The sequence below is a fragment of the Pseudonocardia sp. NPDC049635 genome (assembly GCF_040659795.1).
Lineage (GTDB): Bacteria > Actinomycetota > Actinomycetes > Mycobacteriales > Pseudonocardiaceae > Pseudonocardia.
On the sequence record NZ_JBFAON010000022.1, the window covers coordinates 58,969 to 79,484 of the forward strand.

13 protein-coding genes are annotated in these 20,516 nt (G+C 74.0%); 7 read left to right on the top strand and 6 right to left on the bottom strand.

Translation table 11 applies throughout. The features are described 5' to 3' along the window. Positions 1–10: 10 nt before the first annotated feature. Entirely contained in the window at positions 11–1,204 is a 1,194-nt protein-coding gene (locus tag AB0J24_RS22515; protein ID WP_358684392.1) for an MFS transporter, read from the top strand. Positions 1,205–1,231: 27 nt separating this feature from the next. On the opposite strand, the gene AB0J24_RS22520 is transcribed toward AB0J24_RS22515, so the two are convergent. Further along, on the bottom strand, positions 1,232–2,206 hold the full coding sequence (locus tag AB0J24_RS22520) for an MmpS family transport accessory protein (RefSeq protein ID WP_358684394.1): 975 nt from the start codon (positions 2,204–2,206) through the stop codon (positions 1,232–1,234). Between the two features lie 192 nt (positions 2,207–2,398). Between AB0J24_RS22520 and AB0J24_RS22525 the strand changes: the two genes are divergently transcribed. Together AB0J24_RS22525 and AB0J24_RS22530 are read left to right on the top strand one after the other, a co-directional pair. Further along, positions 2,399–3,079, top strand: a complete 681-nt coding sequence (locus AB0J24_RS22525; protein WP_358684396.1) for an SDR family NAD(P)-dependent oxidoreductase — start codon at positions 2,399–2,401, stop codon at positions 3,077–3,079. A 122-nt stretch (positions 3,080–3,201) separates the two neighbouring features. Then, on the top strand, positions 3,202–4,029 hold the full coding sequence (locus tag AB0J24_RS22530) for a serine hydrolase domain-containing protein (RefSeq protein WP_358684398.1): 828 nt from the start codon (positions 3,202–3,204) through the stop codon (positions 4,027–4,029). A 541-nt stretch (positions 4,030–4,570) separates the two neighbouring features. Here AB0J24_RS22530 and AB0J24_RS22535 read toward each other — a convergent pair. Then, positions 4,571–5,473: an alpha/beta hydrolase gene (locus AB0J24_RS22535; RefSeq protein WP_358684400.1), complete on the bottom strand. Its 903-nt coding sequence runs from the start codon at positions 5,471–5,473 to the stop codon at positions 4,571–4,573. Between the two features lie 621 nt (positions 5,474–6,094). On the opposite strand from AB0J24_RS22535, the gene hrpA reads away from it, so the two are divergent. The 3 genes from hrpA (at position 6,095) to AB0J24_RS22550 (ending at position 11,674) form a co-directional block, all read left to right on the top strand. Beyond that, on the top strand, positions 6,095–9,925 hold the full coding sequence (hrpA, locus tag AB0J24_RS22540) for an ATP-dependent RNA helicase HrpA (RefSeq protein WP_358684402.1): 3,831 nt from the start codon (positions 6,095–6,097) through the stop codon (positions 9,923–9,925). Positions 9,926–9,968: 43 nt separating this feature from the next. After that, positions 9,969–10,379 (top strand): VOC family protein, encoded by a 411-nt coding sequence (locus AB0J24_RS22545; protein ID WP_358684404.1) that lies wholly within the window; start codon positions 9,969–9,971, stop codon positions 10,377–10,379. 92 nt (positions 10,380–10,471) lie between these two features. Next, a complete protein-coding gene (locus tag AB0J24_RS22550) occupies positions 10,472–11,674 on the top strand; it encodes an acyl-CoA dehydrogenase family protein (protein ID WP_358684406.1) in 1,203 nt (400 codons plus the stop codon). Positions 11,675–11,797: 123 nt separating this feature from the next. On the opposite strand, the gene AB0J24_RS22555 is transcribed toward AB0J24_RS22550, so the two are convergent. Continuing rightward, positions 11,798–13,012: an oxygenase MpaB family protein gene (locus AB0J24_RS22555; protein WP_358684408.1), complete on the bottom strand. Its 1,215-nt coding sequence runs from the start codon at positions 13,010–13,012 to the stop codon at positions 11,798–11,800. Between the two features lie 56 nt (positions 13,013–13,068). On the opposite strand from AB0J24_RS22555, the gene AB0J24_RS22560 reads away from it, so the two are divergent. Next, the gene (locus AB0J24_RS22560) at positions 13,069–13,728 is read left to right on the top strand and encodes a TetR/AcrR family transcriptional regulator (RefSeq protein WP_358684410.1); all 660 of its coding nucleotides are present in this window, start codon (positions 13,069–13,071) and stop codon (positions 13,726–13,728) included. On the opposite strand, the gene AB0J24_RS22565 is transcribed toward AB0J24_RS22560, so the two are convergent. The 3 genes from AB0J24_RS22565 to AB0J24_RS22575 all read right to left on the bottom strand — a co-directional run bounded on the left by AB0J24_RS22565 (position 13,674) and on the right by AB0J24_RS22575 (position 20,453). Continuing rightward, on the bottom strand, positions 13,674–14,105 hold the full coding sequence (locus AB0J24_RS22565; protein WP_358684412.1) for a rhodanese-like domain-containing protein: 432 nt from the start codon (positions 14,103–14,105) through the stop codon (positions 13,674–13,676). The genes AB0J24_RS22560 and AB0J24_RS22565 overlap by 55 nt on opposite strands. Beyond that, the gene (locus AB0J24_RS22570; protein ID WP_358684414.1) at positions 14,102–14,677 is read right to left on the bottom strand and encodes a cysteine dioxygenase family protein; all 576 of its coding nucleotides are present in this window, start codon (positions 14,675–14,677) and stop codon (positions 14,102–14,104) included. Before AB0J24_RS22570 ends, AB0J24_RS22565 begins: the two co-directional genes overlap by 4 nt. Positions 14,678–14,936: 259 nt before the next feature. After that, positions 14,937–20,453, bottom strand: a complete 5,517-nt coding sequence (locus tag AB0J24_RS22575; protein ID WP_358684416.1) for a SpoIIE family protein phosphatase — start codon at positions 20,451–20,453, stop codon at positions 14,937–14,939. Positions 20,454–20,516 lie beyond the last annotated feature (63 nt).

The following is a 20,516-nucleotide window of genomic DNA, read 5'->3' on the forward strand; positions in this document are numbered from 1 at the left end:
CATTGCTCAAGTGAGTGTCGACAGCAGGCTTCCGGTGCTCGTCCCCGCGGGACCGTCGGTGTTCCGGGTGGCCGCCGGGGCGGTCATCGTGACGACCGTGTCGGTGCTGCCGGTGTTCCTGACCGGCGCGCTGGCCGTGCAGCTCTCCGCCGATCTCGGGTTCGACCCGGTCGGCCTCGGGCTGGTGGTGGCGCTGTACTTCGGTGTCAGCGCGCTGTGCTCGCTCCCCGTCGGGATGATCGTCGAGCGGGTCGGGTCCCGGCTGACCAGCAGGATCTCGGTAGCCGGTGCGGCGGTGCTGATGGCCGCGATCGCGGTCGGGGCGCACTCGTACTGGTCGCTGGTGGGACTGCTGCTCTGCGGTGCGTGGTGCAACGTGATGGGCCAGCTGTCGTCGAACCTGACCCTCGCCCGGACGGTGCCCGCGCACCGGATGGGCCTGTCGTTCGGCGTCAAGCAGGCGGCGATCCCGGCCGCGACGCTGCTCGCCGGGCTCGCGGTTCCCGCGGTCGCGCTCACCCTCGGCTGGCGGTGGGCGTACGCGATCGGGGCGGTGCTCGCCGTGGCCGCCCTGGCCGCCTGCCCCCGGGTGAACGCCGCCCCCGTCGCACGCCCGGCGAAGGGCGACCGGGCGACCGGGGCGCTCGCCATGATCGGGGTGGCGTCCGGCCTGGCCGCCGGGACCGCGACCGCCCTGGGCATCTTCCTCGTCGCCTCCGCCGTGGACCGGGGCATCGACCCCGGCCTGGCCGGCCTGATGCTGACGCTGGGCAGCGTCGTCGGGCTCTCGGTCCGGATGCTGCACGGATGGCTGGCCGACCGGCGCACCGGCGGGCACATCGCCGTCGTCGCAGGGAGCCTCGCCGCGGGCGCGATCGGGTTCGTGCTGCTGGCCGTCCCCGGCACCCCGGCACTGGTCGTCGGCGTCGTGCTGGCCTTCGGTCTCGGCTGGGCGTGGCCGGGGCTGCTGCAGTTCGCCGTGGTCCGGCTCAACCCGTCGGCCCCCGCAGCGGCCACGTCGATCGTGCAGCTCGGTGTCTACGCCGGTGGCTTCGCGGGCCCGATCGCGTTCGGCTGGCTGGCCGCGCACCAGGGCTTCCCGGTCGCCTGGTCGGTCAACGCGGGCGTGATGCTCGGGTCGGCCGTGCTGATGCTCGTCGGACGACGGATGCTGCTCGCGCACGGGCGTCGCACCGCCGGCTGAACCCGCCCGCGAGGGACGCGTGGGTGGTCAGCTCGCAGAACAGCTGACGACGGCGTAGGGACCCGAGCTGGTCGAGGAGGTGAGCTCCTCGCCGTTACGCAGGATCCGGCAGGTGATCTCGTCGCTGCCACCGGACCCGGACTGGGCGACCAGCGAGAGCGGCTGGAAGGCCGGTGCGCCTCCATCGAAGGTGACGTCCGTGCTCCACGGGAGGGCGACCCCGTTCGCCTGCTCCTGCCCGAAGTTCTCGTCCTTGATGTAGGTGACGCTGCCGGCGCTGCCGGAGCCGGTCACCTCGTAGGTGATCACGTCTCCACCGGCGCTCTCGACCGGTGCCGCAGGGGCAGCCGGACCCTCCCCGACGACCGGCGAGGTCACCGCCGGCACCGAGGCGGCCGGTGCCGCGGCGGGGATCTCCGACACCGCCGACGCGAACGCCGAGACGTAGAGGACGCACACCAGCAGGCCCAGCGCCGAGAGCACCGTCCCGCTGATCGCGACACCCCGGTTGTTCGCCTTCCCGCGGCTCACCCGCACGATCCCCAGCACCCCGAAGATCAGGCCCAGGATCACCAGCGGCCAGGCGATCACCCCGACGAACGGGATCAGCGAGAACAGCAGGCCGAGGATGCCGAGCACCAGCGCGGTGGTGCCGAATCCGTTGCGCGGCGGCTCGTCCGGGATCCGCGGCCCGGAGCCGCCCCGCTGCTCCGGAACTGCCGCGCGCCGGGCGGCCGTCGGCCACGCCTCGGTGCCGGCCGGCGGGACCGGCCCGCCGGGGCGCGCGTTCCCGTACGGCGGGCCACCGAACGGGACCTGCGGGTGGCCGTCGTAGTAGCGGCCGGGCGGGCCGTACTGCGGGGCGTGCGGGGGCCCGGCCCACTGCTGCGGGCCGGTGCGCCGCGGGTCCGGCCCGTACCGCCCCGGGGCGGCGTCGTGCGGGTTCTGCTGCGGCGGGCCGGGCTGGGCCGGGGTGCCGGAGGGGTTCTGCGAGGTGGTCACGCCATCGCTGTCGACCGGGCCCCGGTGCCCGTGTCACGAACTCCGACGATCTCAACAAAGTTGACGAGCGGAACCCCCTGGGACCACCCGTTCGGATCAACGCACACTGCCGTACGGCAGTGCACATGGAGACCCGGACGGTGGTGTCACCGTTGACGTCCCCGCCCGGCCCCGGGATGCCACGATTCCCCGATGAACCACATCGTTGTCGTGACCGGCGCCGCCGGGGCACTGGGCCGCGCCGTCGTCGAGGAGTTCCGGGCCCGCGGGCACCGGGTCGCCGCGCTCAGCCGACCGGGCGCCGACCTGGACCGGATCGCCGCCGACGGCGTCCATCCGATCGGTGTCGACCTCACCGACCGGGGCGCCGTCGGCGCGGCGTTCGCCCCGATCGACGACCTCCCCGGCACCGTCGGCACGCTCGTGGCGGTGGCCGGTGGCTACGCGTCCGGCGGGCTCGCCGACGTCGACCCGGACACCCTGCACGGCCTGTTCGACACCAACTACGCCTCGGTGGTCTGGGCCGCGCAGGCCGCTGCCCCGCGGATCGCCGATGCGGGCGGCGGCGCCATCGTCACCGTCGGCGCGAAGGCCGGCGCCACCGGGCCCGCCCAGCTCGTGCACGGCACGAGCAAGGCCGCCGTGCACCGGCTGACCGAGCTCCTCGCCGACGAGCTGGCGCCGCAGCGGATCCGGGTCAACGCCGTACTGCCCTCGGTCATCGACACCCCGGCCAACCGGAGCTGGATGGACGACGGTGCCGTCGCCCGCGCCGTCACCCCCACCGCGATCGCCCGGGTGATCGCCTTCCTCGCCGGACCGGACGCAGCCCCGATCTCCGGCGCCCTCGTCCCCGTCCACGGAGACTCCTGACCCGTCGCACCACCGCGCCGGTGGCCCGCTCCCGGCGGGCCCGACCGCGCGGGACGCGAGCACGCGGCGACCGGATCCGGCTGCGAGGATGGGCGTATGGCCATCCGACCGCTCCCCGCACCGTGACCGGACTCGACCCGGCGGTGCGCCGGGCCCTCGACTGGCCGGTCGACCACGTCGCCGCCTGCGTCGTCGCAGCGGACGGCACAGTGCTCGCCGGAGCGGGTGACACCGGCCGCGAGTTCGCGCTCGCCTCGGTGACCAAGCCGCTGTCCGCCTACGCCGTGCTCGTCGCCGTCGAGGAGGGCGCGCTCGACTGGAACGACCCGGCGGGCCCCGACGGGGCGACCGTCCGGCACCTCATCGCGCACACCTCCGGGCTGGCCTTCGACACCGACCGGGTGCAGGCCGCTCCCGGTGAGCGACGGATCTACTCGAACACCGGCTTCGCGGTGCTCGCCGACGCCGTCGCCGAGGCGACCGGGATCGACTTCGCCGACTACCTGCACCAGGCCGTCTGCGAGCCGCTCGGGTTGACCGCCACCCGGTTGGAAGGCGCGGCAGGTGCGGGAGCGATCTCCACCGCGAGCGACCTGTCCCGGTTCGCCGCCGAGCTGCAGTCGCCCCGGCTGCTGGACCCGCGCACCGTCGCCGAGGCGACGACCGTCGCCTTCCCGGGTCTGGACGGCGTGCTGCCCGGTTACGGCAGGCAGAAGCCGAACGACTGGGGGCTCGGCTTCGAGATCCGCGACGGGAAGTCCCCGCACTGGACCGGTGCGGACTCCTCACCTCGCACGTTCGGCCACTTCGGACAGTCGGGGACCTTTCTGTGGGTGGACCCGGACGCCGGCCTGGCCGCCGTAGTGCTCACCGACCGCGACTTCGGGCAGTGGGCGATCGACGCCTGGCCCGCCTGGACCGACGGGGTGCTGGCGGCACGGGCCGGTTGACGTCGCTCGGGAGGTGGCGTCCTGGGCCGGGGTGCGCGCTGACCACCCCGCGATGCCGGGCTCCCGTGCGGCGTGCGGTGAGCCCGAGGAACGGGACCCCGCGGGCGGGAATGATCCGCGCACCCCGCCGGTTGAACCGATCGTCCGGATCGGGCGACACGAGTCCCCGGGCCGCACTGGACAACAGCCGCCGCGGAATACCGTCCGGCAGGAGCCGCGGTGCGCCACTCGCCGCGAGGCGACCGGCGTCCGGTTCGGACACCCCTCCCGCGCGGTGCGGCGTGGCGTACCGCACCGACCGGCGCCCACGGCCCTGCCGAGCGAGCGCGACATCGCCCCGCGCGGCAACGGCGTCACGGGCGCCGGGAATGATTCGCGGACCCGACCCGTTGCACCGACTGTCCGAGCCGGGCGACACGAGTCCCCGGGCCGCAACAGACAACAGCCGCCGCGGAATACCGTCCGGCAGGAGCCGCGGTGCGCCACTCGCCGCGAGGCGACCGGCGCCCGGCTCGGACACCCGGACCCACCGGAGCGCGATTCAGGCCGGGTCCGGATCTGCCAGTTCGGCGAGCAGGCCCCGGACCTCGGTCGCGAACCGTTCGGCCGCCTCCAGCTGGGCCCAGTGCCCACACCCGGGGACGAGAGCCAGACGGGCACGGGGCATCGCCGCGACGGCCCGCCGGGAGCCCTCCGGATCGACCCACCCATCCTGTGCGCCGTGGAAGAACAGCGCGGGCGTGGCGATCCGGCCGACGACCGGCCGCAGGTTGTTGCGCATCGACCACGGCCCGAGGGTCGCGCGGTTGTACCGCGCGTACCCGAGGAAGCCGTCCGGCTCACGGGCCTGCCTCAGGAACTCCTCCACCACCTGCGGCGGAAGACTCCCCCGATCGGAGACCACGTTCCGGAGCGCGAGCAGGACGAGCGGTGTGGACATCCGGGCCAGCGCGAGCAGGACCGGTTCGGGCAGCTGCGCGGCCAGCCACGCCGAGAACTGGGTGATCCGGTTGCGCAGCACCGGGACCAACCCGCCGGGGCCGACCAGTACGAGACCCCGGACCAGCGTCGGGTGTCGCAGGGCCAGGTTGAGCACGACGTCGCCGCCCATCGAGACACCGACGGCGACCACCTCGCCCAGCCCGAGCCGTCCGGCCACCCGGGCGGTCAGGTCGGCCATCTCCCGCGGATCGCCGACCGGGTCGATGCCGCTGGTCCCGCCGAATCCCGGCAGGTCGAACGCGATCACCGGGCGGTCCGCGCCGAACGCCTCGAACGCGTGGAACCAGGAGATCGCCGCGTTGTCGGTGCCTCCGCCGTGCACCAGCAGCAGCGGCGTCCCCGCTCGCGCGGGGCCGGGCCGCGCGGTCGAGCGCAGCACCCGGACCCGCCCGCCGTCGAGATCGACCGTCGTGGCTGCGCTGCACGCCGGGACCAGGGTCATGGCGCTCCTCATGACTGGATGACCGACATATCGTATCCGGTCACGAATCGTCCGGACACTGCCGAACCGACCGGGAAGGATTCGCGGACCCGACCCGTTGAACCGACTGTCCGAGCCGGGCGACACGAGTCCCCGGGCCGCAACAGACAACAGCCGCCGCGGAATACCGTCCGGCAGGAGCCGCGGTGCGCCACTCGCCGCGAGGCGACCGGCACCCGGCTCGGACACCCGGCCGACCTTCCGAAATCCGATTGCCCCGCACTGCGAGTCCGATCACCATGGTCGGCGTCCGCCCGGTCCCGGGCGAGCAGGCACACTGAGTGAACGATGTCCAGCGAATCCGCCCCGTCCGCCGACGACCGTCCCGCACGCGGGGGCGGCAGGCCTCCGCGTCCGCACCGTCCCCGAAGGGGCGCCACGGACCGGCAGACCGACATCAGAACCCTGTCGAACAACGACGAGGCCGCAGCGCAGGCCGCCCCCGGGACGGAGGGCGCCGCGCGCGGCCGTCCGGCCCGTGAGCAGCAGCGCCGACCGCGCCGCCGCGGGCCGCGGGGCCGGAGCGCCTCCGTCACGGCGCCCGGCCCCGCCCTCGTGCCCGATCGCGGCGACCGCCCACGAGTGGCCCCGCCGATCACCTATCCCGCGACGCTGCCGGTGTCGGCGCGCCGCGCGGAGATCGCCGAGGCGATCCGGGACAACCAGGTGGTGATCGTCGCCGGTGAGACCGGCTCGGGGAAGACCACCCAGCTCCCGAAGATCTGCCTGGAGCTCGGTCGCGGGGTGCACGGGATGATCGGCCACACCCAGCCGCGCCGGCTCGCCGCGCGCACCGTGGCCGCCCGGATCGCCGAGGAGCTGGGCGTCGAGCTCGGCAGCACGGTCGGCTGGAAGGTCCGGTTCACCGATCAAGTCGGCGACGCGACGATGGTCAAGCTGATGACCGACGGCATCCTGCTCGCCGAGCTCGCCGGCGACAAGGACCTGCGCCGGTACGACACGCTGATCATCGACGAGGCGCACGAGCGCAGCCTCAACATCGACTTCATCCTCGGGTACCTGACCCGGTTGCTGCCCCGCAGGCCCGACCTCAAGGTGATCATCACCTCGGCGACGATCGACCCCGAGCGGTTCGCCCGGCACTTCGGCGGCGACGGGCCCCCGGTGCCGATCGTGGAGGTCTCCGGCCGGACCTACCCGGTCGAGGTGCGCTACCGCCCCGTCGTCGACCCGGACGACCCGGGCGGGGAGGACGGCGCCGCCGACCCCGACCGCCAACTGGACGACGCGATCGGCGACGCCGTCGTCGAGCTGCAGCGCGAAGGCCCCGGCGACGTCCTGGTCTTCCTCCCGGGCGAGCGCGAGATCCGCGAGGCGGCCGAGGCCCTGGAACGGCGCAACCTGCCGAACACCGAGATCCTGCCGCTCTACGCCCGGCTGTCGACGGCCGAGCAGCAACGGGTCTGGCAACCGCACACCGGCAACCGGGTGGTGCTCGCGACCAACGTCGCCGAGACGTCGCTGACCGTGCCGGGTGTCCGCTACGTCGTCGACACCGGCACCGCGCGCATCTCACGTTACTCGCGCCGGCTCAAGGTGCAGCGGCTGCCGATCGAGAAGATCTCCCAGGCCTCGGCGAACCAGCGTTCCGGCCGCTGCGGCCGCACCAGCGACGGCATCGCGATCCGGCTGTACTCCGAGGACGACTTCGACGCCCGCCCGGAGTTCACCGACCCGGAGATCCTGCGCACCAATCTCGCGTCGGTCGTGCTGCAGATGATCGCGCTCGACCTCGGTGAGATCTCCGAGTTCCCGTTCGTCGAGCCACCCGACCCGCGCGCCGTCGCCGACGGGCTGGACCTGTTGCACGAGCTCGGTGCGCTGCGCCCCGACCGGCGCTCGCTGACCGCCGTCGGGCAGTCGCTGTCGCGGCTGCCGGTCGATCCGCGGCTGGGCCGGATGCTGGTCGAGGCGCACCGCAACGGCTGCCTGCGCGAGGTGCTCGTCATCGCCGCTGCGCTGTCCGTGCAGGATCCGCGGGAGCGGCCGACCGAGCAGCGCCAGGCCGCCGACGAGCGCCACCGCCGCTTCGCCGTCGACGGTTCGGACTTCCTGGCCTTCCTGCGGCTCTGGGACCATCTCGCCGAGCGGCGCGACGCGCTGTCCGGCAACCGGTTCCGCCGCGAGCTGCGCGAGGACTTCCTGCACTACCTGCGGGTGCGCGAGTGGTGGGACCTGCACGGGCAGCTCCGGCAGGCCGCCCGCAGCGCCGGGATGGACGGTGACGACTCCGGGCCGGCCGCCACCGGTCCCCGGGCCGCCGACGAGCCGCTCGACCCGCGGCGCGCCGACGTGATCCACCAGTCGCTGCTGGCCGGGCTGCTCTCCCAGGTCGGCATGCAGGACCCGCTCGCCGACCGGGCGGCGCCGGGGAAGGCCGGCCCGAAGAAGGACCGCAAGGGCCCGAAGGACTACCTCGGTGCCCGCGGCGCGAAGTTCGCGATCTGGCCCGGTTCCGGGCTGGCGAAGAAGCCGCCGCGCTGGGTGATGGCCGCGGAACTCGTCGAGACGACGAGATTGTGGGCGCGCACGGTCGGTCCGGTCGACCCGGGATGGGTCGAGCCGCTCGCCGGACATCTCGTCAAGAAGACGTACTCGGAACCGCGCTGGTCACGCAAGCGGGGAAGCGCCGTCGCCACCGAGCGCGTCACGCTGCACGGGTTGCCGCTGGTCGCCGACCGGACCGTCGCGTACGGGCGGGTCGATCCCGAGGTGAGCCGCGACCTGTTCCTGCGGCACGCCCTGGTCGAGGGGGACTGGGAGACCCGGCACGCGTTCTTCCACGCCAACCGCGAACTGCTCGACGACGCCGAGGAGCTCGAGCACCGGGCCCGTCGCCGGGACCTGGTGGTCGACGAGGACACGCTGTTCGCCTTCTACGACGAGCGGGTCCCGTCCTCGGTGGTGTCCGGCAAGCACTTCGACCGCTGGTGGTCCGAGGAGTCGCGGCGCCGGCCCGATCTGCTCGACTACTCCGAGGACCTGCTCACCACCGAGGCGGCACGCGGCGTCGACCGCGAGCAGTATCCCGACCACGTGGCCGCCGGCGGCCTGACGCTTCCGCTGTCGTACGCGTTCGAACCGGGGCACCACACCGACGGGGTGACCGTCGACGTCCCGGTGGCGGCGCTGCACCAGGTCGATCCGACCCCCTTCACCTGGCAGGTACCCGGCCTACGCGAGGAGCTGGTCACCGCGCTGATCAGGACACTGCCGCGCAACCTGCGGCGCAACTTCTCCCCGGCCCCCGACCACGCCAGGGCCGTGCTGGGCCGGTTGCGCGAGCACACCGACGAGCCCCTGCTCGACGGCCTGGAACGCGAACTCGGCCGGATGCGCAACGTCGAGATCCGGCGCGAGGACTGGGAGCTGGACCGGCTGCCCGACCACCTCACCGTCACCTTCCGGGTCCTCGACGAGAACGACGTCGAGCTCGCCCGCGGCACCGACCTGGACCGGCTGCGCCGTGAGCTGGCACCGAAGGTGCGGGAGGAGCTGGCGGCGGCCGGGACCGGGGTCGAGGCAACCGGGCTGACGTCCTGGACGATCGGCGAGCTGCCCAGGGAGCTGCCGATCCGGCGCGGTGCGCACGTGGTCACCGGTTACCCGGGGCTGCGCGACCGCGGCACCACGGTGGACGTCCGGGTCCACGCCACCGTCGCCGAGCGCGATCCGGCACACCATCGCGGGGCGCGGCGACTGCTGCTGCGCAACACCCCGAACCCGGGGAAGCAGGTGCAGCGCGGGCTGGACAACCGGGCACGGCTCGCCCTGTCCCGCAACCCGCACGGCTCCCTCGACGCCCTGCTCGACGACTGCACAACGGCCGCCGCCGACCACCTGATCGGCCGCGGTGGCGGCGACCCGTTCGACGAGGCGCAGTACCTCCGGCTGGCCGAGCTGCTGCGGATGCGGCTGCCCGCGACGACGCTGCAGGTGCTCGACGCCGTCCGTGGCGTCCTGGAGGTCTGGCACCGGGTCGGTGCGGCACTCGCCGACCTGCGCGGGCCGGCCACCCGGGACGGGGTCGCCGACGCGACGGCGATCATGAACCGGCTCGTCCGGCCCGGGTTCGTCACCGACACCGGCGCCGTCCGGCTCGGTGATCTGAGGCGCTATCTGCAGGCCCTGGAGCTGCGGCTGGAGAAGCTGCGCGCCGATCCGTCCCGGGACGCCCGGTGGACCGCGCAGATGGCGCCGGTCGAGGCCGAGTACCGCGGCCTGCTCGCCGCCCTCCCTCCGGGCACGGAGCCGTCGGCCCAGCTGCGCGAGATCGGGTGGATGATCGAGGAGCTGCGGGTCTCGCTCTACGCGCATCCGATGAAGACCCGGTACCCGGTCTCCGTGCAGCGCGTCGAGCGCGCGATCGACGAGCTGCCGCCGCCGGCCTGAGGATCCCGCAGATCCTGTCGGGGGTCGGCGGCACACTGTGACCGTGAACGATCCCGGGAACGGCCCCGTCAGCACCGACCCACCCATCGCCAGGTTCGCCCTGTTCGCCCTCGACTGCCCCGAGCCGCTCGAGCTGGCCCGCTTCTACTCCCGGCTCACCGGCTGGCCGATCGCGGAACGGCCGGATGCCGACTGGGTCGAGCTCGATTCCGGCGGCACCGGTCCCACGCTGGCGTTCCAGCGGATCGCCGAGGGCCGGTTCGTCCCACCGCGGTGGCCGGGCCAGGAGCATCCGCAGCGCGCTCACGCAGACTTCGCGGTACCCGATCTCGACGCCGGTGAGGCGGCGGTGCTCGCGATCGGTGCGCGGAAGCACGACGTGCAGCCGGCGCCGGAGAGCTTCCGGGTCTACCTCGATCCGATCGGGCACCCGTTCTGCCTGATCAGATCCTGATCGCGGGCGGGCAGCGCAGCGCGTCGCCGAGCGGGGCCGCGGCTGTGGTGTGAGGATCGGCGCCGACGCCGACGGCGAGGGGGCCGCCCACCATGTCCGCACCGACCACTCCGTACACCGAGCTCGGCGAGGCGTTGGGGACCGACTTCTTCTCGGTGCGCGACCAGTTCACCGAGGAGCAGTGGCGGCGCTTCGCCGACACCCGTCGGTTCGTCGACACCGAGGTGCTGCACGAGATCAACGATCACTGGGAACGCGCCGAACTGCCCTGGCACCTGTTCCGCAGGCTCCCCGAGCTGGGGATCGTCGGTGAGGACATCACCGGTTACGGTGCCGCCGGGATGAGCCCGCTCGCGCTCGGCCTGGTGCACATGGAACTGCACCGCGGCGACGGATCGCTGGGCACCTTCCTCGGTGTGCACGCCGGGCTGGCCATGAAGGCGATCGCGATGTGCGGCTCCGAGGAGCAGCGGCAGCGCTGGCTGCCCTCGATGTCCACGATGGACTCCCTCGGCGCGTTCGCACTGACCGAACCGGAGCACGGGTCGGACTCGGTGGCGCTGGAGACGACCGCCACCCGCGACGGCGACGGCTGGGTGCTGCGCGGGTCCAAGCGCTGGATCGGCAACGGCACCGTGGCCGACCTGGTGATCGTCTGGGCCCGGGACACCGGCTCCGGCGACGTGCTCGGGTTCGTCGTCGAGACCCCGGCCGAGGGGTACTCGGCCACCGTCATCCCGGGCAAGGTGTCGCTGCGCGCGTTGTGGCAGGCCGACATCACCCTCGCCGGCGTCCGTGTCCCCGACGAGAACCGGCTGGCCGGGGCCCGCACCTTCGCCGACTGCGCCGCGGTGCTCGCCACCACCCGCAGCACCTGCGCCTGGATGGCGCTGGGCCACGCCACCGCCGGTTACGACGCCGCACTGCGCTACGCGAAGGAGCGCGAGCAGTTCGGCAAGCCGCTGGCCGGGTTCCAGATCGTGCAGCAGCGCCTCGTCCGGATGCTCGCCGACCTGACCGGGATGCAGCTCTACTGCATGCAGACCGCCCGGCTCGCCGAGGCAGGCAAACTCTCCCCGACCGTCGCGGGCCTGGCGAAGATGCACAACACCCGAACCGCCCGCTCGATCCTCGCCGAAGCCCGTGACCTGCTCGGCGGCAACGGGATCCTGCTGGAGCACCACGTCGTCCGGCACTGGGCGGACATCGAGGCGATCCACACGTTCGAGGGCACCGAGACGATCCAGACGTTGATCGTCGGGCGGGACATCACCGGCGTCGGCGCCTTCACCTGACCCGCCCGCCCCCACACCGAGATGCAGCTCAGGGGGAATTGTTGATCTCTGCGGCCCGCTGATCTGCATCTCGACGAGTGCAAGGGCCGCAACGCGGCGGCCGGCGCGGCGCGGGCCGGCCGATCAGGCCGGGAGGTCCCGGGGGCCGGGCCGGTCGGCGCCGAACCGGAGATCGAGGTCCGACCGGACCCGCCGGTCCGAGCGGTCCTCCAGCCACCGCCGCCCGCGCTCGGTACGCGCCACGATCACCGACCGCGCGATGTTGCGCACCACCTGCGACGGCACGATCCACGGCCACGACACCGGCAGGCCCAGGTCCCGCATGCCCTCGGCACCCAGGAACAGCCGCAGCAACGACAGCAGCCTGCGCCGCTCCCAGCGGCCACGCCACCCGGGCCGCTCGTCCCGCAACCCGTCGACGAGCGCACCGGCCAGCCGGGCCCCGTTCGGTGTCACGTCACCCTGAGCCAGCAGCACGTGATGGTTGAACGCGTTCTGCTCCCGCTCGGTGCTGAACAGCCAGTCCTCGTCGACGCCCATCAGCCAGCCGATGTAGCGCCACAGGTGCATGATCGCGTCCGCGTCGGCCCGCGGGACGTGCGTGCCCAGCAACCGGCAGCCGAGGATCGCGGTGCTGTTGAACAGGCCGAGCGTGGCGGCCAGGTCGGACCGGTTGATCGGCAGCCCGTGTTCGGCCGTCTCCCACCGGTCGCCCCGTTCGAAGCGGTCCGCGACGAGCGCGTGCATCGCACGGACGTGCAGTGTCGCCCGCCAGCCCGGGCCGCCGCGCGCCATCCCGCCGGGCCGGCTCACCGCGAACCCCCAGGCCTGGGTCTCGCCGAGGCGGCGCATCGCTCCGGCCCCGGTGAGCCCGCCGGTCCGCACCAGCAGCTCGGTGGGGCCGCCGTAGCGGTAGCCACCGATCAGCGACAACCCGAGCAGCACGTCGTCCCGGCTGCGGCCCAGCCGCCGGTAGGCGCGCCCGCCACGTTCCAGCAGGTCGGGGTCCACCCAGTCGGGCTCGGGGGTGACGGCGGCGAAGAACGCCCGCAGCGCGGGCGGTGCGTCGTCCGGCGGGCCGCCCGCCTCCAGCGCCTGCTGGAACGTCCGCATCGTCACCCGCTCGGGATCGGGGCGGTCCCGGCCCATCGCGCGGGCCAGTGCCGCTCCGGTCTCGTCGCGCAGCAGCATCCGGCGGCCGAGCTCGTCGAGCAGCTCCGGGTCGGGTTCGCGGACCCCGGCCACCAGCGCGAGCGGCCGGGCGATCCGTGCGTTGCGCTCCGGTGAGCTGCGGAAACGGCGGGGGTACACCGGGGTGATCGACGCCTCTGCCACCATGAACGCATGCTGACACGAGCGGGCGCTCGCATTCAACGCGCGTACCGGGGTGCGGTATGACCGGACGCACCGGACGCAGGCGCGAGCCCCGCCAGGAACGCTCCCGGCGGATGGTGGAACGGATCGTCGAGGCCGGCCGGGAGGTGCTGGTCACCCGCGGGTACGACGGCGCGTCGACCAACCGGATCGCGGCCGCCGCCGGTGTCTCGCCCGGTTCGCTCTACCAGTACTTCCCGGGCAAGGACGCCGTGCTCGCCGAGGTGCTCGACCGGTACCTCGACGCGATGGAGGCTCGCGTCTCGCGCGCGTTCCTCGACGCCCTGGGTGAGGCACCCACGCCGGAGCGGGGAACCGCGCCCGCCGTCCGGGCCACCCTGGAGGCGCTGCTCGACGCGTTCGCCGAACAACCGGACCTGATGCGGGTGATCGCCGAACAGCTTCCGCGGGCCCCCGGTGGGCGGCGGGCGGCGATCGCCCACCGGATCGACGACCTGGTCGCCACCGCGCTGCTGAGCCGCGGCGTCACCGACACCACCACCGCACGGGCGGCCGCCTGGACCGTGGTGCGCGCCGTGGAGCACCTCACGACGAGCTACCTGCTGGAGTCACCCGGTTTCGGCCGGGACGTCGTACTGGACGAACTGACCGCCCTGGTCTCCGGTTACCTCGACGTGCGGTGGAGCGGCGGGCGGGTCGCCTCCGACGGGCCGTCCTGACCGGGCTCGGTCGGCAGCCCGGCGGCCGCCCACGCCCGGAAACCACCGTCGATGTCGGTCGCCCGGTGCAGGCCGAGATCATGCAGCGACGCCGCGGCCAGGCTGGAGCTGTACCCCTCGGAGCAGAACAGCACCCAGGTGACGTCGTGGTCGACGGCCTCCGGGATGCGCGCGTCCGAGGTCGGGTCGAGCCGCCACTCCAGGTGGTTGCGCTCGATCACCAGCGCGCCCGGGATCGCCCCCTCCTCGACCCGCTGCCAGCCCGGTCGGGTGTCCACGAGCAGCGCCCCGTCCTCGGCGAGCGCGGCGGCCCGCCGCGGATCGGGCCGGTCCAGCCGGGCCCGGGCGGCCGCCACGAGGTCCCCGACCGTCGTCATCCGATGCCCCGCCCCGGCGGGACCAGCTCGGTCCTGGTGCGGCGCAGCCGGTGGTGGCCTGCGGTCGCCGGAACGTCCTCGACCTCGTAGTACGACATCGCCGAGAGCGGCGGCGAGTAGGCGTGCACGCTCACCGCGGCCTCCGGTGCGGTGTTGGCGACGTCGTGCACGTGGCCGAGCGGGAAACCCGCGCCACGGCCGTGCCGCAGCGTGCGGGTGCGCAGCCCGGACGGGCCGCTCCACCGGCGTTCGGTCAGCACGCCGGACACCACGGTCAGCGCACCGAGCGAGCCGGCGTGGTCGTGCAGCTCGGCGATCTGCTCGGTCGCCCAGCTGATCAGCCAGACGTCGCAGAAGCCGTCGCTGCGCAGCAGCCGGTACCAGCGGCGGTCGGGATCGACGACGACCTCGTGCCGGCCGGCGCGCACCTCGGCGGCGATCTCCCGGGTCAGTTCGAGCAGGTCGTCCAGGTCGTACGGAGTGGGAGCGGTGATCGGGCGCGCGTGCACCGGGGCGGTCCGGGCGGCGGGGCGGACGCGGGCAGGTCGGGACGCACGGACGGGTGCGGACACGGTGGTGCTCCAAGGATGTCGGGAGAGCGGGGAACGGATCCTCAGCTCGGGCGACAGCCCTGATCGAAGTGGTCGGCGCGCCGGGTGCCCCAGAGGGGACCGAGTGTCGCTGCCTGACTCACGGCACCGATGTCACCACACCGCAACACACGCTTCAAGGTGACGTCCGGCGGGCGGGATCCGACCCGACCCTGTCCGGACACCTCCCGTGACCTGCATGTTCGCCGTCACAGGACGACCCTCGCCGACCCGTCACGACTCAGCTCTCGTCGGACATCCCGATCACGGTGTCCAGGCCGGAGAGCACCAGCGACCGCCGGGCCTGGCTCCCGGCGGGCGCGACCAGGGTCAGCGGCACCCCGTCGGCCCGCATCCGGCGCGCGACCTCGGACAGCAGCGCGATCCCGGCGCTGCTGACGAACGAGTCCGACGCCAGGTTCAGGGTGACCGGCAGACCACGGCCCAGATGCTCGGCGAGCGGCCCACGGATCGCCGCGACCCCGCTCGGGTCCAGATCGCCGATCACGGTGAGCCGCACCCCGTGCGCGTCCGGTGCGACCCGCAGCCGGGTCCGTTCCGGGCGAGGGTCCTCGGCCGCGCCCGGGTCGCGGTCCGGCTCGGGCTCGCCCGCGACGAACTCCACCGGCGGGCCGGCACCGGGCGTCCCCACGTCCACCGGGGTGGCGGGCAACCGGAACCGCACCGTGGTGCCGGTCTCGGAGGGCTCGATGGAGACGTCCTCGGCCAGCTCCCGGATCAGCGCGATCCCACGGCCCCGGTAGCCGGGGTCCGGCGGCGCGGGCCGCCACCGGCCACCGTCGGCGACCCGGACGCTCACCGAGCCGTCGGAGGCGACGGCGAGCTCCAGGTCGACCCCGGCGGCGGCGTCGACGTCGTCGGGCAGGTACGCGTGTTCGATCGCGTTGGTGACGGCCTCACCGACGGTCAGCTGCAGGTCGGACACGGCGTCCGGGCCCATCCCGCAGGCCGCCGCCCAGCCACCGACGGTGCGGCGCAGCGCGGCGAGCCGCTGCGGGTCGGCCTCGATCACCGTGCGCAGCGGCGGCGGCAACAGCCGCGCGACCACGACGACCGTGTCGTCGGGCACGGACGAGCCCTCCGACATCCGGTTCAGGAGGGTGTCGGCCATGTCCCGGGGCTGGGCGTCGGCGAGCTCGCCGAACGCGGTGGTGAGCCGGGCCAGTCCGTCGTCGATCACCTCGTCGCGACGTTCGAACAGGCCGTCGGAGCACAGCAGGATCGTCTCCCCCGGCTCGATCCGGTCGGTCGCCTCGGCGAACGGCGGCCGGCCCGAGATCCCCAGCGGCACCCCGCGCCCCTCGGACAGCGTGCGGACCCCGCCGGGACCCGCGACCAACGGTGGCGGATGCCCGGCACTGGCATAACGCAGCGCCCCGGTGCCGATGTCGACGAGTGCCACGGCGACGGTGCTGGCGGTCGCCCCGCGCACCCGCAGGGCGAACTGGTCGAGCTGTTCCAGCGCCCCGGCCGGTGGCTGACCGTTGACCAGGTTCGCGGCGACGGCGCTGCGCAGCTGCCCCATCACGGCCGCCGCGGACGGGCCCCGCCCGACGACGTCACCGACCACCAGCGCCACGATGCCACCGCCCAGGTCCAGCACGTCGAACCAGTCCCCGCCGGCCTCGGTGCCCTGGGTCCCGGGCCGGTAGCGGGTGGCCAGCGAGAGCCGCTCGATGTCCGGCAGCTTCTGCGGCAGCAGGCTGCGCTGCAGGGTCACCGCGACCTCGTGCTCGGCCTGGTGCAGCTGAGCCCGCACGATCGCCTGCGCACACTGGTTCGCCATGGTGCGCACGAAGCTCTGCATCTCCGGTGTGAACGTCGGCTCCTGCGCGAACCGCATGCCGAGCACGCCGATCGGCCGCGCTGCCACCATCAGCGGCACCGCCGTGTGCACCGGGTAGCGCCGCGCCGCGGACATGTCCCGGGCGTTCCAGATCGGCTCGCCGCCGCTGACCGCCTGCCTGAGCGGGTGGTTGCGCGCCGGAGTGCGCATCGGGGGCCCGTCGTCGGGCCACCCGGCCTCCCCGAGCGGCGCGAGCACCCCGTTGTCGTCGATCACCAGCAGCGCGACGGCCTCCGCCCCGACCGAGCTGCGCCCGTGCTCGACGACGACCGCCGCGACCGAATCCAGGTCGGTCGCCCTGGCCAGACCGGTCGCGACCGCTCCGAGCCGTTCGGCGAGCCGACGGGCCTCGGTCTCGGCGTCCAGCATGGATGCGCGGTCGAGCGCCTGTGCGGTGAGCTCCGCGACCGCGACCGCGGCCTCCCGGTCACCCTCCGAGAGGGTGCGCTCGGCCAGCATCGACACCGCCAGCACGCCGAGGACCCGGCCGCCGACCACCAGCGGCAGGTAGCCGAGGGTCTGCGAGTGCTCCGGAACGACACCGATCTGCGCCGGGTAGCGGGCCGCCCATTCCCGGGCGCCGGAGAACCAGAGCGGTTCGCGGGTGCCGAGCACCTCGGTGGCCCCCATCGGGGCGTCCACCCGGATCCGGCCGGCCCGGCGCCACGTCTCACTGTCCCAGCCGTGCCCGGTCAGCGCCTGCAGCCACTCGCCGCGCACCTCCCAGAGACCGGCGAAATCGGCGTCGAGCAGGTCCACGATGTGGTCGGCGGCGATGGCCGCGACCTCCCCGGCGGTGGCCGCCGCGGACATCTTCGCGGTCGCCCGGTGCAGCAGGCCCAGTCGCTGCGCCGAGGCCCGTTCCTGCTCCAGCAACCGGGCGTTGTCGATCGCCAGGCCGGCCCGGCGGCCGATCTCGGACAGCAGGTCCAGGTCGTCGGCGGCGTAGGGGGCACCCGGCTCGATCCGGGCCGCGGTGAGCACGGCGCTGGTCCGGCCGCGGGCGGGCAGCTGGACGACCATCGCCGAGCGGATCCGCAGCCTCTCCCACGCGCGGCGCTGCGCCGCGGGCAACCGGTCGAGGACCTCGTCGAGCCGCCCGGCGTCGATGATCTCCGGCCGGCCGATCCGCTCCCTCAGCGGCACCAGCGGACCGAGCCGGGACAGGGCGGGCTCCAGCGCGGCCCGGTCGGCAGCGACCGCGAGCGTGACACCGCCCTCGGCCGGCTCGGCGTCGTGCACCAGCGCGACGTCGGCCAGTCGTTCGTCGACGACCGCGCGGACGAGACGGTTGGTGCGTCCGGTCCGGGTGATCTCCCGTTCCAGTGACTCGGCGACCTCGGAGTAGATCCGGTGCCTGCGCTGCTCCCGGTGCTGGACGTCGATGTCCAGGCAACCGCCGACGTAGCCGGCGGCCCGCTCGCCGTCGCGGACCGGCGCCCCCCGGTCCAGCACCCAGCGGTAACGCTCGGCCCGGTCCAGCAGCCGGTACTCCACCTCGAACGGCGCGTGCGCGCGGGCGGCCGCCTCGGTGACCGAGCGGAACCGCTCGCGGTCGTCCGGATGGATCCGCCGCCGCCAGTCCAGCCCCAGCTCCTTCGCCGGATCGTCGACGCCGGTGAAGTCGAGCCATCCCCGGTTGACGAACAACCGGTGCCCGCCCGGGTCGTCGACCCAGATCAGCGCGGGGGTGGAGTCGGCCATCGCCCGGAACTGCAGCTCCGCGGCCCGGCGGACCCGGCCGAGCTGCAGGTGGTTGGTCACCCGCGCCAGCAGCTCGCGCGCGGAGAACGGCCGGACCAGGTAGTCGTCGGCGCCCGCGGCGAAACCCTCGACCGCGGCCTCCTCACCGGCCCGGGACGACAACAGGACCACGGGCACGCCGACGGTCCGCGGATCGGAGCGCAACGCCCGCAGCAGCTCGATCCCGCCGCTCGCGGGCAGCGCCGCGTCGGCGACGACGAGATCGGGGGGATCCGTGCGGGCCGCGTCGACGGCGGCGGCGCCGTCCGCCACCACCTGCACGTTCCATCGTTCGGCGAGCAGGTCCCGCAGGTAGCCGCGCATCTCGCGGTCGTCGTCGACGACGAGCACCCGGTCACGGTGCTGGAGGTCGAGGCCGTCGACGACCGACCCGTCCACGAGTCGGCCACGGGCCGGGCCGCTCTCCACCGGTGGGTCGCCCTCGGGCGGGTCGGGGAGCCAGCGCAGCGCCTCCGCGACGTAGGGGGCGGCGAGCCGCGGGGTGCTGCGGGCCCCCGTCCGGGACCGGACGAGCCGGTCCTGGGCGAGGTGGGCGAAACCGAGCGGGAGCCGGACGGTGAAGGTGCTCCCCACACCGGGCGTGCTCTCGACGTCGATGCTGCCGCCGTGCAACCGGACCAGCTGGCGGATCAGCGGCAACCCCAGACCGCTGCCCTCGCTGGTCCGGCCGCGGGCCCGGCGGGGGCGGCGACGCCGCTCGAACACGGTGTCGATCTCGTCGGCCGGGATCCCGGCGCCGGTGTCGGCGACGGTCAGCACGACCTGCTCACCGTCCTGGCCGAGCTCGACCCGGACCCCGCCCTCCACGGTGTACTTGACCGCGTTGCTGAGCAGGTTGAGGACGATCTTCTCCCAGGCGTCCCGGTCCACCCAGACCGGACGTCCGGTCGGCGGGCAGTCGAGCGTCAGCTCCAGGCCCGCCCGCTCCAGGACCGGAGCGAAGGCAGCGACCAGCTCCGCGGTCGTCGAACCCAGCTCGGTCGGCGCGAACATGCCCTCCTGCTTGCCGGTCTGCAGAGCCGAAGCGTCCAGCAGGCCGTCGACCAGCTTGAGCATCCGCTGCGCGTTGCGCTGGGCGACGTCGACCTGGGTGCGGACGGACCGGTCGGGGTGGTCGCGCAACCGTTCCAGCGGGCCGAGGACCAGGGTCAGCGGGTCCCGGAACTCGTCACCGAGGCCCGCGACGTAGTCGGCGCGGGCGTGTTCCTCGGAGTTGATGTCCTCCCGGCGGTCGCGCTCGCGGTCCCGGGCGATCGCGGCCGTGAGGACGGAGCCGATGTGCCCGGCGACCAGCCGCAGGAACGCGCGCTGGCGCTCGTCGAGCGGCAACAACGGCGGCACGCCGATCGCCACGGCGATCCCGGTGCCGCCGTCCGGGGTGTGCATCACGGCGCGGGCCAGCTCGGTCACCTTCCCGTCGGCGGCGGACACGGGTGCGACGGTGACGAACTCGACCGCGGACCCGGCGTCCGGGCCCCGGTCGGCGGGCAACCAGCCCTCCGGTGGCTGGGCGACCCGGACCGTGGTCAGCGTCCGGGCCTCGGCCCCGGCGACGGCGACGACCGCACAGGCGACGTCGTCGACCGCGTCACCGAGGACCGTCTGCAACCGCTCGACGGCGACGTCCATCGTGGGTGAGTCCCGTGCGACCTCACCGAGCGCGCTGAGTACGGCCAACCGACGCGACGCGACAACACTGTCCGTGACCTCGGTCGTCAGCGAGATCAGCCCGCGTACGTCGCGGTGGGGGCCACGGACCGGTGTCACCGAGTAGGTCCACCAGGTCGCCTCCGGACGGCCGCACCGGTTCAGCACGATCTTGTCGGCGGCCCGGTAGATGCCGTCCCGGCCACCGGCCAACAGCTCCCTCAGCTCACCGGCGAGATGCTCGGCGAGCTCCGGCCACCCCTCGCGCAGCGGACGCCCGAAGGCGGACGGGTGCCGCAGCCCCGAGTGCTCGGCGAACACGTCGTTGTACAGCAGTACCAGCTCCGGCCCCCACCACAGGACCAGCGCCTGCCGGCTCTCCTGCATGAACCGGATCGCGCCCTCCAGCTCGCGGCTCCATCCGGACCGCGGGCCGAGCGGGGTCGCCGACCAGTCGATCGACTCGAGCAGCGCGCGCACGCACCCAGGGGCATCCGCCGCCTGATCGTCGGACCTCGTCACCGTGCACGCCACCTCGTTCGC